This is a genomic window from Viridibacillus sp. FSL H8-0110, assembly GCF_038003565.1.
GTDB classification, from domain to species: domain Bacteria; phylum Bacillota; class Bacilli; order Bacillales_A; family Planococcaceae; genus Viridibacillus; species Viridibacillus arenosi.
The window spans coordinates 2,776,954-2,790,522 of the sequence record NZ_JBBOPJ010000001.1 but is presented as its reverse complement, the minus strand read 5'-3'; the positions used below and the strand labels follow the sequence as shown (position 1 = coordinate 2,790,522).

The 13,569-nt window shown below is 33.7% G+C and carries 10 protein-coding genes; 9 read left to right on the top strand and 1 reads right to left on the bottom strand.

What is annotated here, in order from left to right; translation table 11 throughout:
- Positions 1 to 211: 211 nt before the first annotated feature.
- The 4 genes from MHH98_RS13995 to MHH98_RS13980 all read left to right on the top strand — a co-directional run bounded on the left by MHH98_RS13995 (position 212) and on the right by MHH98_RS13980 (position 6,439).
- A complete protein-coding gene (locus tag MHH98_RS13995; RefSeq protein ID WP_340713102.1) occupies positions 212 to 2,314 on the top strand; it encodes a DUF2339 domain-containing protein in 2,103 nt (700 codons plus the stop codon).
- Positions 2,315 to 2,686: 372 nt separating this feature from the next.
- Positions 2,687 to 4,396, top strand: a complete 1,710-nt coding sequence (locus tag MHH98_RS13990) for a methyl-accepting chemotaxis protein (protein WP_340713101.1) — start codon at positions 2,687 to 2,689, stop codon at positions 4,394 to 4,396.
- 305 nt (positions 4,397 to 4,701) lie between these two features.
- Complete coding sequence (locus MHH98_RS13985) at positions 4,702 to 5,496, top strand: MerR family transcriptional regulator (protein ID WP_340713100.1); 795 nt, start codon at positions 4,702 to 4,704, stop codon at positions 5,494 to 5,496.
- 109 nt (positions 5,497 to 5,605) lie between these two features.
- Positions 5,606 to 6,439, top strand: coding sequence for a CPBP family intramembrane glutamic endopeptidase (locus tag MHH98_RS13980; protein WP_340713099.1), 834 nt, complete (start codon positions 5,606 to 5,608; stop codon positions 6,437 to 6,439).
- A 185-nt stretch (positions 6,440 to 6,624) separates the two neighbouring features.
- Here MHH98_RS13980 and MHH98_RS13975 read toward each other — a convergent pair whose 3' ends face one another.
- Complete coding sequence (locus MHH98_RS13975) at positions 6,625 to 7,860, bottom strand: YhgE/Pip domain-containing protein (RefSeq protein ID WP_038189648.1); 1,236 nt, start codon at positions 7,858 to 7,860, stop codon at positions 6,625 to 6,627.
- A 213-nt stretch (positions 7,861 to 8,073) separates the two neighbouring features.
- Between MHH98_RS13975 and MHH98_RS13970 the strand changes: the two genes are divergently transcribed.
- The 5 genes from MHH98_RS13970 (at position 8,074) to MHH98_RS13950 (ending at position 13,563) form a co-directional block, all read left to right on the top strand.
- A complete protein-coding gene (locus tag MHH98_RS13970; RefSeq protein ID WP_038189645.1) occupies positions 8,074 to 8,724 on the top strand; it encodes a TetR/AcrR family transcriptional regulator in 651 nt (216 codons plus the stop codon).
- Positions 8,725 to 9,024: 300 nt separating this feature from the next.
- Complete coding sequence (locus MHH98_RS13965) at positions 9,025 to 10,260, top strand: M20 family metallopeptidase (RefSeq protein WP_076035087.1); 1,236 nt, start codon at positions 9,025 to 9,027, stop codon at positions 10,258 to 10,260.
- Complete coding sequence (locus MHH98_RS13960) at positions 10,253 to 11,359, top strand: tartrate dehydrogenase (RefSeq protein ID WP_076035088.1); 1,107 nt, start codon at positions 10,253 to 10,255, stop codon at positions 11,357 to 11,359. The genes MHH98_RS13965 and MHH98_RS13960 overlap by 8 nt, the downstream gene beginning before the upstream one ends.
- Positions 11,350 to 12,096, top strand: a complete 747-nt coding sequence (locus MHH98_RS13955) for an SDR family NAD(P)-dependent oxidoreductase (protein WP_076035089.1) — start codon at positions 11,350 to 11,352, stop codon at positions 12,094 to 12,096. Before MHH98_RS13960 ends, MHH98_RS13955 begins: the two co-directional genes overlap by 10 nt.
- A 21-nt stretch (positions 12,097 to 12,117) precedes the next feature.
- On the top strand, positions 12,118 to 13,563 hold the full coding sequence (locus tag MHH98_RS13950) for an aldehyde dehydrogenase family protein (protein WP_340713098.1): 1,446 nt from the start codon (positions 12,118 to 12,120) through the stop codon (positions 13,561 to 13,563).
- Positions 13,564 to 13,569 lie beyond the last annotated feature (6 nt).

Below are 13,569 nucleotides of genomic sequence, written 5' to 3'. Positions count from 1 at the left end.
TAAAAATACTATATTACATTTTGAAAAGCTTCCGATATATCGTCGGAATCTTTTTCATATGTTAAGAAGAGGTTTTATTAAGGTTTATTAATAAAAACTATATCATCTCTTTTTAAAAAGTGTAATTTTACATCTTTTTTAACAAAAGTTATTGTTTTGTGTAAAGGTAATGTGTATAATGACGTGTATATTAAGTAGGAGGTGAGTGTGGGTGCATTCAAATGATTTAGAGAAAAGACTAATTGAGTTAGAGCAGGAAGTTTCCATATTAAAGAGGGATATGGCTCAGCTACAAAATCAAATCAATCCACGAACCAAAAGAGTAGAAAAAGCTGAAATCATACATACAGAAATAAAACCTGCTATTAAGAAAGAGCCGCTTAAACAGGAGCCTGTGCAGAAAGTGAAAGTAAATAAAACACCACTTCAAGAACCTAAAAAAGAAATGTCTATAGAAGAGATGCTAGTTTGGTCATTGCCAAAAGTTTTTATGATTATGATAGTATTTGGCGTTTTATGGGGATTAAAGTTAATCAGTGATTATGGCATTCTAGCTAATGGTTTTAAAATTGCATTAGCCTACGTATTCTCACTTGTTTTAGTTGGGTTAGCATACTTTATGGAGTATAAAAAGAAACGTCAAAAAGCACTGTATATTACGCTTTATGGTGGTGCATTTATCATCGGTATTTTGACGACGGCTGCTGGAGCCATTTTGTATGATGTTTTGTCATTACTGATTGCTCTGCTCGTTGCAATGTCATATATTGCATACGGAATTGTTATTAGTTATATGAAAAAGAGTGAAGTACTGACTGTTTTTGTAGCATTCACATCGCTACTTCTGCCATATTTACTTGAGTATATGGCATTTGGTGAGACTATTATATTAGGCTTTATTGTTTTATTATTTGCTTGTTTACAAATTGTTATTTGGAAGCATCAACAAATAATTGCACTGTATGCAGGGTTACTCTTTTCGCAAATGGCAGTATTAATTGTTGGTTTTATGAATAATTATCAAGAGATTGCATTTGGTTGTACATTTTTAATTGTATTAGGAATCTTCATATTCAGTTGGATTCGGTTTTATGAAGTTGAACAAAAAATATCAACATTATATGAGAGTCTATTGTTTGGTATTAGTATGATTAGTTTATTTTTCATTAATCTACTAGCAGTTAATTATAATAGCTTTTTCTTACTAGTTTACATGATTGGTTTCATCGGACTTGGAAGTTATGCTTATTTGAAAAAGCAGAGAAGACTTTTGGATGTTTTCATTACTGTGGCATTAGTTGCTGCGATGAATTTCGTTGTTCAGTTAGAATTGGCAACTAATTTGAAAGAGTTCTTATTACCATTTACCGCATTTGTAAGTTTGCTTTTAGCTTTGCGTTTACGTGCCAGCTTAATGAAAATAACAAATTCGCTCATATTCACTCTTACTGTTTTGTTTGTCTTTTTAGATAGTTCAGTCGATCCATTTTGGCGCTTCGAAAATATCAATCAATTACTCATAATTGTATATATGCTAGTCTTATTTATAATTGCAAATCGTCCAAAAGGTAAATTAGGGCGTTTTGAAAAAGCAATGGAAGAGTTTGCAATATTAGAGATTGTACCGATTTTAATTAGCTTTTATGTATTCTCCTATTTTGCTAAGGTAGATTATGGCTATTTTCATATAGAAGGTGAGTTACCATACTTCTTATTAATTGTCTTAGCTGTTACAACTATTGCAATGCTATTTATAAAAGAGAAATTTATCGGAAGGTTTTTACCAGTAGTATTCCTATTTAGCTTCTGCTATTCAATGATTTATGTATTCCCCTTAGATGAATTGTCTGACCAGGTAGTTGTCAAAAATATTGTCTTGAGAATAGTTTATGTAGTTATATTTAGTTACTTACTATATTCAATTTATAACGGGAAAAATTACTTTGGAAAATGGCAAGAAATATTAAGAAAATCCGTGGGACCAATTATTTCTATTGGACTTCTTGTAGATATGATTGCAGTTATTACATTGCTATCACAAATTCATACAGTTTATTATTTCGGTGAAAGATTCCTATATACAGGGCATACGATTATTATTCTTATTACTGCATGTATTGCCCTATGGATTAGTTCGGAAGGACAGCAAAAATTCATCCGGTATACTGGATACAGTCTATTAGTTTTTGGAATAGCAAAATTAATCTTCTTTGACCTTTCATATTTGGATTTACTCATTCGAGCAATTCTCTTTATTAGTATTGGTGGATTTGGCTTGTGGTTGTCGAATAAGTTATTACAAAAAGAAGAATGATAGTGGTAGGTATGTTTCTTTCATTAAGTAACATATTTTTACTAAAAATCAGGCTAACTCATGATGTGCAATCTTGAGTTAGTTTTTTTGGTTTGTATAACTTTGTATTCATATATGAAGCACGTTGATAGGTTTAATGGTATGTAAATTTCTGAATACATTAATTTTTTTGTGAATAAAGTTATGGTAAATTAATACTATATTTTTTGGTTTTATAATGTATAATTCTATATAGTGGTTATTTAACAATAATCGATTAAATACCACTAAATTCTTTTTATTATGGTTCTGAAAATTGAGGTTTTTAATAAATGGATATATAAAAGTATCCATCTTTTATAGAATTACTAAAACCAAACAAAGGAAGTGCAAATGAAGTTGGGGAAAAAATTAGGTTTTAAAAACTTCAAAACAGTAAGAGCAAAAATATCATTTGGCTTTATAATCGTAGTACTTATAATGACAGGATATAATGTTTATAGTTATGTTATGCAGCAAAACTCAACTAAATCAACGAAGGAGATTGTTGAGATTGAGTTAGAAATATTAGCAGCAGATGATGAGTTGGCATCATCATTTGCAAATCGAACGGCAGCAGCTAGAGGATATATTATTTCCGGTGATAAAAAATATAAGGAAAAATTTGATGAATATACAGATATCGCTGAAGAAAATGCGGCGATTGTTGCAGGATTAACTTCTTCGATAAAATTAGATGAAATAGTTGAAAAAGCAAGAGTGTGGCGTACATATATAATAGAAGATGTATTTGAAGAATATGATCGTGGAAATAAGCAACTAGCTGCAGATAACCTGAAGTCGGTGGATGAACAAGCCAGTGAAATACAGGAAGGTTATGAAGAGTTAGCGAACACTCGAGAAGAGGCTATTAAGAAAATAGGTAAAGAGATGATTGAGAATGGAGAAAATAATCAATTAATAAGTATTATTTCAACTATACTACTTACTATCATTTCAGTGATTGTAGCTTTTATAACTGCTCGAATAATCGTAAAACCAATCAAACTCGTGGCAAAACGCATGACGGAGATTTCGCAAGGTGATATAAGTCAGCCAGACCTTCCAAAAACGTCTGAAGACGAGATTGGACAATTAATTGAAGCGACCAATTCAATGAGTAAAAATGTTCATGAAATATTGAGTAATATTCAAGATGTGTCCAATCAAGTTGCTTCAAATAGTGAAGAACTTGCACAATCTGCATTAGAAGTAAAAACGGGTAGTACACAAATAGCATTAACTATGCAAGAAATTGCTGAAGGAACTGAATCCCAAGCAAGTAACGCAAGTGATTTAGCAACAGTGATGGAGTCATTTACTCAAAAAGTAAAAGAAGCAAATTATGAAGGTGAGAAAATGAACAATCATACTTCGAATGTTCAAAGTCTTACACATGAAGGCAGTAAACTAATGATAGATTCTACTGAACAAATGCGTAAAATTGATGGAATCGTTCAAGAATCAGTGCGAAAAGTAGAGAATTTAGCAGTGCAATCTTTAGAAATTTCAAAATTGGTATCTGTAATTACAAGTATTGCAGATCAAACAAATTTACTTGCTTTAAACGCAGCAATTGAAGCAGCACGTGCTGGTGAACAAGGAAAAGGTTTTGCTGTCGTAGCTGATGAAGTACGAAAGTTAGCTGAACAAGTAACGTTCTCAGTAACTGATATAGCTGGTATTGTTCAAAAGATACAACAAGAAACAAAAAATGTAACAACTTCACTCCAAAGTGGTTATGAGGAAGTGATTCAAGGAACAGAACAAATCGCCTCTACAGGTGAGACATTCAACAATATTTCAAATGCTATTAGTGATATGATTGATAATATTAATGTCATTTCAAATAATTTAAGTGACATTTCTAAAACAACTTTACAAATTAATCACTCAATTGATGATATTGCTGCTGTTTCTCAGGAGTCTGCAGCAGGAGTAGAGGAAACTACTGCAACTGTTCAACAAACAACAAGTTCGATGGAAGAAATTTCGAATAGCTCAGATCATCTAGCTGAACTTGCAGAAGAACTTAATTTACAAGTACAGAAATTTAAATTGTAATTTGCATAAAAAACCAGGTTCTATATCCAGAATCTGGTTTTTTTTATGGGTATTTTAAAAATGAGCTGCGTTGTTTGAATATTTAAGCCTTTAACTTCAGAAGTTTTGTGAGAATATTAAAGAAGTACTACGGAAATTTATATTAGGGACGAATTTTTGTTTGTCTTTTGTTTTGTAAGTTATTTACTTTTTAATACTTTACCTTTGTTATTATAATAAAACCAAAAACCAATATTATTATTTGTCGACGTACTGATAATATGAAATATTATATAGAATATGTAGCAATGATAAAGGAGAATATAATGTACACAATTGGACAAGTCGCTCAATTTTTAGGTGTATCTAGAGATACCTTGAAATTTTATGAAGAAAAGGAATTAGTAAAACCTAAGCAAAATATTGTGAATGGGTATAGAAAATATAATCATTTTGATATAAATGATATAACAACAGTAAATTTCTATAGAGAAATTGATATTGAAATTAAAAAAATCCAGGAATTAAGAAAAAGTAAGAGTATAGAGGGAATAAAATCATTATTAGAAGAGAAAGAACAAGATGTTTTAGAGGAAATAGAATACAAAAAGCTTCTTTTAAAAAAGATTCAGATAGTAAAGGAAGATTGCGAAAAAATTAAACAGTTTTTAGGGGAATATACAGTACAAGAAATGAAGCCTTTAGAAATAAAAGGAGAAATAAAACATTTTACTGCGTATGATGAATATGAAACTCTAAAAAAGAACACAGACAGCTTAAAAAAAGCAGTTACTCTAACCTCTTTAAGAAGAGTCATAAATTTCAATGAAGAAGGTATGATTGAAGATGGATTTATAATTGTAAGAGAAGTAGAAGACTATGATAAAGAAATAAAAGGTGAAATTCTATCTCATCCAAAATGTATTTATACAGTTATTGAAGATGGAAGATGGTCAACTGGTGGAAAAAGTATTGATCATAGCGTTGAAGCAAATTTAAGAAAAGTAGCAATAGAAAAAGGGTACGAACTTTTAGGGATAGTTTATATAAATCTATTACTTACCACTTATGAAGACGAACTTGAACGTACATTTTTAGAAATTTATGCACCTATAAAATAATTCAGGTATGTATTGACCTGTGAGTAACCCCTAGGTTTAAGCTGAAGGTATCGGTAAATATGAGCGCTATTATATTTACGAAATACTTAGTTTGAAGCGGGGATTATGTATGAAAAGGGAAAAGAAACTAAAAAAACCAGTAGCAAGTTTTATTCTACTAACCAATATCATTTTTTTGCCACTTTTTTTTCTTGTAGGAGCCATAAGCATGTTAGAATACCCTGCATGGGTCTTTGATGTAATGTTCTGTATATCATCTTGGTCCTCGACATTTGCTTTTGCCATCCTATTTAAAAAAATCTATCCTCGGCAAAGTTTTATACAATTTGTAAAAGATAAATTTAAGAATAAACTTAAATTTTCTGTGATTCTTACTGTGATTTTGATTCAAATCTTCATATTTTTGATGATTTTGTTTCTCGTATCTAATAATAGTGAGGTAGACTCTATTTTTACTATTTCTTCTTGGGGCATGTTGATCTATTTCTTTTTTAAAAACCTTATTGCAGGGCCACTAGGTGAAGAAATAGGGTGGAGAGGCTTCGCTCAAATTGAGCTCCAAAAGATGCATTCACCATTAAAAGCATCGATAATCATAGGGTTTTGGTGGGGTATGTGGCATCTACCCATATGGTTTACTACAGGGTTTGTGGGCATTGATTTAATCAAATATATTTTATTCTTTATGATTTCAATCATATCCATTAAGATCGTCATGACAGCATTTTATAACTTAAATCAGAATTTAATCATCCCAATCATCATCCACCAATTTTTTAATTTTTTTATTGGCATTATAAACGGAAACTTATTCGATTTAATCATGTATAACGCAATTTTTTATTTAGTAGTAGCACTTTTAATCATCGTTATTAATCCAAAGAAAGTATTGTATGGAAGGGAATATACAAACGTTATTAATCGAAAGCATTTCATGATTTAGTGATAGTTTGTCCAGCTATACACTTAATAACGAGAGCATTGTTGATTAAGGTTTAATGAAATTTCAAACTTTATTATATAGAAATGTATCTATTACATTAAATAAGAGCATGTTTTGAACATTTGACGTTCATAACATGCTCTTTTATTTGCTTAGAGGTTTCTCAAGGAGTTTTTAAACATAAATTACTCTGCTGTTGTTACTTCGGATTGATTACGATTATCTTTATTGAATTTTACTTGACTAATGATATAGCAAAGTACAACACTAACAACAAAAAAGATTGATAAGGTGATTAGCGCAGAAGACATACCTGATGCCATTCTACCATCGTAATAAATCAGTGAACGCATACCGTCTACTAAATAATGCGTTGGTAAAATGTTACTAAAGAATTGGTGAACAGACGGTAAAATATTGATTGGAATTGGTCCGCCACTTGCAAATATTCCCATCATATTAATAGGGAAGGCGATCAATAAACTCCATCTACCGAAGTATAGATTGAATACTTGGAAGAACATGAACATCGTCATAGAACCGAAAATAAGAAATCCTAATATCGACAATAAATTTGCTGTATGCCCAACATTATAAACTGCAAAAGTACAAACTACTAATAAAATTGACATGAGTGCAGTCATACAAATACCAAATATTATTTCTGCATTTAAGACTGCATGTTTTTTTATTTTCATGCCATGTGTTTTTAAGGCTGTATACATTGAATCTACATAACCATTTACCATTTGAGACCCCATCATACCTGTAATCATGCATAATAATGCCAATATAAAAGGTGTCATCCCATTATCATTTTTGACGACAGAAATATTTTTTTCATTAATTTGAATAGGATTTGCTAAAACGAGTGCATTTTCTGGTGAAAGGGTAGATTTTGAGCTATTCAATGATCCTGAAATTTGCTCGGTTACACTTTTGGAAATACTTGTTGCGACTGCTTGTAAAGAAGATTGTGCTATCCCAGAAGCAAATTGTCCTCCAGCTTTGTTTACAATTAATTCAAGTTCTGCTTGTTTTGTATGCTTTTTATTTTGTAATAATTGACCTTGTAACTGAAGCATTGATTTTGTGTAATTCTTTGGAATGATTAATGCAGCGTATGCTTTATTGTCTTCAAGAATAGCTAAGCCTGCTTCTTTATTCGATGCAGTCTTCCATTTAATAGCAGTACTGTCCTTGGAACTAGCAATATTTGTACTGATTAGTTTGCCCATATCAATTTTCAGCCCGTCCACTTTTCCACCTTCGTCTTCATTAATAATAACGATAGGGAAATTTTGAACATTTGGTGTTGCTTTAGAGAAAATTGGAATGTAGATGACTGCCATAATAATCATCAGTGCAGATACCATCCAGACAGGCGTCCACATACTTTTAGTCTTTAAAAATCTTTTCATACATAATACTCCTCGATTTCATGTTAAAATAATTTTGTTATTGATACTATTAATATCATAATGATAGTATTGCTATCAATGTGATAAATACAATATCATGAATAGCTATAATATTACAATGAAAAAGTATAGAATGACGATTTTGACTTTCATCATCCTATTTGATAGAATCACTAGCGTCTAGAAGAACGGTAAAAAGGAGAATGTACTACTATGGATCCTAAATCTCGATTAGAAAAAGAACGATTAGAAGGGAAACAAAAACGAATTATTGAAATGGTAGAAGCAGCTGATCGAGTATTTGCAAGAAAGGGTCTTGAAAAGACTACAATGCAAGACATCGCAGATGAAGCAAGTATTGGCATAGCTACTTTGTTTCGATATTTTCCCAAAAAAGATAGGATTATTGTTGCAGTAGCCGCAAAATCACTTGAATCTAATTTAGTTGTTTTTCAAGAAGTTTTAGATAAACCTGGTACTTGTTACGAAAAGATAGAGCATTTATTTGATACATTTATAGCTTTTAACGAACAGAAGGAAAGTCGGATTAAATTTATAGAAAGTTTTGAAACATACGTAGCCCAATCAACTGAACCTTTTGAAGGAATGGAGGTCTATAATGCTGCTTCCAAGCAACTTGTAGATATCTATTATAAAATAATCGAAACTGGTAAAACAGATGGCTCTATTCGAACAGATATACCGATTACGGATACGCTATCAACATTGTCAAATGTGTTCGGTATTTTCGCGAAGAAATTATCACTTCATAGAAGCATACTTATGCTCGAATCAAATGTACCATCTGAGACGCAATTACTTATTCTAAAAAATATTTTCCTTAGCTATATTAAGAACGATTAAGCAATCACTTATACTTCAAACCTACATTGGATTCCTTCATTTTGAAGGTTTCTTTTTTTATGTTCAGAATGTTTCTTCCCTCAAAAAACCACTTAAATCCCTTTATAATTGAATTTCCTGATTATAGAAAAGTAAAGATAAGACATCTTGTCTATTCTTGTATAAGAAGTACACACATATTGTCCAATTAATAGAAAACGTTTTCAAAATATAATTAATATCAGAATATTCATAACTATTATTTAGTTTGTATTCGCTTTCCTTATGAACATTTGAAAACAATTAAGAAGGGGAGATTACATGAATTTAAAAGTAGAAAATGAGACGTATTTACGAGACCGAGAAGCTGTTATTCAATTAACGCGGGAGCTAGTACAAATTCCAAGTGTATATAGAGAAGGTATTGCAGATGCAAATGAAACAAAAGTGGCGTTATATGTTGCCGAATATTTAAAGAATATTGGTATTCAAACACATATTGAAGAAGTAGTACCTGGTAGACCAAATGTTATTGGCATCATCGATTCAGGTAAACCGGGTAAAACACTTCTTTTTGAAGGGCATACGGATGTTGTAACAGAAGGAAATGTTGATGCTTGGACGTACGGTCCTTTCAGTGCTGAAATTGTTGATGGACGGATGTACGGAAGAGGAACGAATGATACAAAAGGTAACTTGGCGTGTATGATTACCGCTGTTCAATCGATTCTAAAAGATAAAGAAGAGTTTTGTGGAAAGATCATTTTGTGCATACCTGTTGATGAAGAAGGGATGATGCTTGGCATTAAACACTTCATCAAACAAGGTTGGGCAGATGGTGTAGACGGGGCTATTATTTGTGAACCTGAAGAAAATAATGTCTGTATCGCTCAACGAGGGGCAATGCGTATTAGAGTAGACGTATACGGCAAGATGGCACACGGAGCAATATCATGGAGTGGAATTAATCCAAATTGGCGAATGGCGAGATTAATAGTAGAACTTGAAAAGCTTGAGAAGGAAGAGCAGGAAAGGTTAGGGGAGGACCCTTACTTAAAATGGCCATCTATTACGCCAACAATTTTGCAAGCACCTGTAAAAGGGGATGCTCAGATTAATGTTATTCCTGATCATTGTATGATGACACTCGATATTCGTACCGTTCCAAAACAGGATCATGATGAATTATTAAATAAAATCAATGCAATCATCGCAAGATTAAAAAATGATGACTCTGATTTTAATGTAGAATTGACGATTTTAGATAACCGACCATCTACATTTACTGACACAAATCATCCAGTTGTTCAAGCGGTTTATGATGCTGTCAAAGAAGTGACAGGAGAAGAACCAATTTATAATGGGGTGCCTGGAGCGACAGATGGTACGTTTTTACACATGCATGGTGTACCGATTGTCACAATTGGGGCAGGAGATAGAGAAATTCCACACCAAATCAATGAGTATGTAGATATTGAGGAATTAGCGGTTACAACGGCTATTTTTAGAGATGCAGCATTACGCTTTTTAAAGGATGGGAGTAATGTAAATGACTGAATTTAAAATTGCGGTAATTCCTGGAGATGGAATTGGTGTTGAAGTAATGGAGGAAGCATTAAAGGTGTTGTCTGTCCTCGAAGAACATGAACAGAATTTTGTGTTGCATAAGGAAAATTTCGAGTGGAGTTCGGATTATTATTTGGAACATGGAAGAATGATGCCGGAGGATGGGCTTGTAACACTACAAAGCTATGACGCTATTTTATTTGGTGCTATTGGTGATGCTAGAGTACCAGATGACATAACAATATGGGAATTAATAATGCCAATTCGTAAGCAATTCCAGCAATATGTAAACTTTAGACCTGTGAAATCATTACCTGGCATAACATCACCACTTAGCAATGGGGATGATATCGATTTTGTCATTTTCCGTGAAAATGCAGAAGGTGAATATTCAAATAGTGGCGGTCGTATGTTTGAGTCTCAACAATCAGAGATGGCCATTCAAAATACCATTATGACTACAGCGGGTATTGAAAGAATCGTTAAAGCTGCATGTGAATATGCAGAGAAAAATGGTAAGAAGAAAGTTACGAGTGCTACGAAGTCTAACGCAATCATCCATTCTATGAAACTTTGGGATGAACATGTTAAGAGAATAGTAAAAAACGAGTATCAAAACCTTATATTAGAATCGATTTATATTGATGCTCTAGTTGCATATTTCGTACAACGACCACAATCATTCGAAGTTGTAGTCGCTTCCAATTTATTTGGTGATATTTTATCAGATCTTGGTTCAGGAATTGTCGGGGGGTTAGGCCTTTCTCCTTCAGCAAACATTAATCCAGAAAAACAGTTTCCTTCTATGTTTGAACCTGTTCACGGCTCTGCACCGGATATTGCAGGGAAGGGAATCGCTAATCCAATAGCGCAGATTTGGTCAGCAGCTTTAATGCTTGACCATCTAGGGAGAGAAGATCTTTCAACAAAAATAATAAATGCGATTGAACTGGTACTCCTTGAAGGGAAGATAAAAACAGCAGATATTGGTGGGAATGCTACAACGGCACAAATGGGTTCAGCCATCTCAGCGAAAATAATAGAACAGTATGCTCTTAAAGAGAATGAGGAGTCGAAAATATGGACTTAAACAATAAAGTTATAGTTGTGACAGGTGCTGGTGGAGGAATGGGGAAAGCAATTGTTTCTCAACTGCTCGAACTAGGAGCGTATGTTATTGGGGTTGATTTATCAACTGAATCATTACAATCAATTCAACATCCTAATCTTCACACACATGCAGCGAGTGTCTTAGATGAAGAACAGATTGCTGAAATTTTCTTTCAAGTTCACAAGGACTTCGGAAAAATTGATGGCTTGGTAAATGCGATTGGTATTGCTCAAGCAGCAACGCCTATTGAAGATGTGACATTGAGTCAATGGCATAAACTCATGGATATTAATGCGACTAGTCTTTTCATTTCATGTAAGGAAGCAGTCAAATATATGAAACCGAATCGCCAAGGATCAATTGTCATAATTGCATCGATTTCAGCTGTAAGACCACGACCAGGTTTACAGTCATATATTGCTTCAAAAGGCGCAGCAGAAAGTTTTTCAAGAGCAATGGCTATCGAATTGGCGCCTTATTCCATTAGAGTAAATACCATTAATCCAGGGCCAGCGGATACCAATATGCTAGGTCAATTTGCTGCCAAAGATGCTGATATCAGCACCGTCAAAGAGGAAGTATTTAGAAAAAGTGTTCCTCTTGGTGAATTAATCGAGCCTGAAGATATCGCGAATGCAGTTACTTACTTATTATCCGATCGAGCGAAAATTGTAACAGGGGCAACATTGAATGTGGATGGCGGAAGAGGCCTGTAATGAAGAGAGGTTGTGAAGAAGATGAAACGGATTTCAATGCTAATCAATGGAAAATGGGTTGGTGACGACTCTAATGAGTGGTTACCAGTCTTCAATCCATCAAATGGAGAACTGATTGCTGAGATAGTTAAAGGTAAAAAAGAACATGTGGATGAAGCAGTGCACGCAGCCCAAGTGGCGTTTGAAAGCGATGAATGGAAAAAGGTAAAGCCTTATGAACGAGGGCAACTGTTAGTTAGGCTTGCAGCGCATATTAGAAATAATGCTGAGCAATGGAGTAAGTGGGAGTGTGAAGATGTAGGGAAACCAATTTCACAAGCCAAAGCTGATGTAGAAGCGGCCGCTAGATACTTTGAATTTTACGGTGGAGCAGCAGATAAAGTAATGGGAGATACGATACCGATTGAAGAGGGGATATTAAATGCGACTGTCTTAGAGCCAGTTGGCGTTACAGCACATATTGTCCCTTGGAATTATCCTCTTCAAATCACTGCGAGAAGTGTTGCTGCAGCAATTGCTACAGGGAATGCTGTTATTGTAAAAAGTGCAGAAGATACGCCTCTTACTACACATGCAATTGCAGAATGGTTTGCAGAAAGTGAATTACCTAAAGGAATATTTCAACATGTTACAGGTCTAGGTGCTGATGTCGGTGGGCCGTTAGCGGGACATCCAGGAATTCACCATATTACCTTTACGGGCTCCGTTAACACAGGTATTTCTGTAATGATAGCCGCTGCAGAAAACGTCGTACCCGTGACGCTTGAGCTTGGTGGTAAATCTCCAAACATCGTATTTGCTGATGCAAATGAAGAGTTAGCTCTTGAAGGAATAGTTAGAGCCATTATTCAAAATGCTGGGCAAACATGTTCTGCGGGGTCTCGATTACTTATTGAAGAAAAATATAAAGAACATTTTTTACGGAAATTAACAGCTAAGTTTAATGAATTGACGATTGGTCCAGGTATTGATGACAGAGAAATTGGACCAATTTTAAATAAAAAGCAATTCGATCAAATTATTAACAAGATACAGGATGCAAAGCCAGCAGGGAATATAATCGCTGGTGGAGAATCAGTTACTATTAGTGGTTCTGAAGGTGGCTATTATATTCAACCAACTATTATAGACGGGCTGGACAATAATCATCCACTAGCAAAGGAAGAGATTTTTGGACCGGTATTAACAGTTTTCACTTTTGAAACAATTGAAGAAGCAATAGCATTGGCGAATAGCACGGATTATGGACTGGTCGCTGGTATTTGGACTCGAAATATAGACGTCGCTCATTATGTTGCATCCAAGGTGAAATCTGGCCAAGTATTTATCAATAATTATGGTGCTGCAGGAGGAGTACAGATGCCTTTTGGTGGGTATAAAAAAAGTGGGATTGGAAGAGAGAAAGGTTTCATCGCATTAAGAAACTACACCCAAGTGAAAAACATAGCAGTGAAGTTTTCGATTTGAACTTGA

Excerpts from the sequence above, each read along its gene's own strand:
- MHH98_RS13990 (WP_340713101.1), top strand. The coding sequence starts at position 2,687 with ATGAAGTTGGGGAAAAAATTAGGTTTTAAAAACTTCAAAACAGTAAGA.
- MHH98_RS13955 (WP_076035089.1), top strand. The coding sequence starts at position 11,350 with ATGGACTTAAACAATAAAGTTATAGTTGTGACAGGTGCTGGTGGAGGA.
- MHH98_RS13970 (WP_038189645.1), top strand. The coding sequence starts at position 8,074 with ATGGATCCTAAATCTCGATTAGAAAAAGAACGATTAGAAGGGAAACAA.
- MHH98_RS13980 (WP_340713099.1), top strand. The coding sequence starts at position 5,606 with ATGAAAAGGGAAAAGAAACTAAAAAAACCAGTAGCAAGTTTTATTCTA.
- MHH98_RS13960 (WP_076035088.1), top strand. The coding sequence starts at position 10,253 with ATGACTGAATTTAAAATTGCGGTAATTCCTGGAGATGGAATTGGTGTT.
- MHH98_RS13975 (WP_038189648.1), bottom strand. The coding sequence starts at position 7,860 with ATGAAAAGATTTTTAAAGACTAAAAGTATGTGGACGCCTGTCTGGATG.
- MHH98_RS13965 (WP_076035087.1), top strand. The coding sequence starts at position 9,025 with ATGAATTTAAAAGTAGAAAATGAGACGTATTTACGAGACCGAGAAGCT.
- MHH98_RS13950 (WP_340713098.1), top strand. The coding sequence starts at position 12,118 with ATGAAACGGATTTCAATGCTAATCAATGGAAAATGGGTTGGTGACGAC.
- MHH98_RS13985 (WP_340713100.1), top strand. The coding sequence starts at position 4,702 with ATGTACACAATTGGACAAGTCGCTCAATTTTTAGGTGTATCTAGAGAT.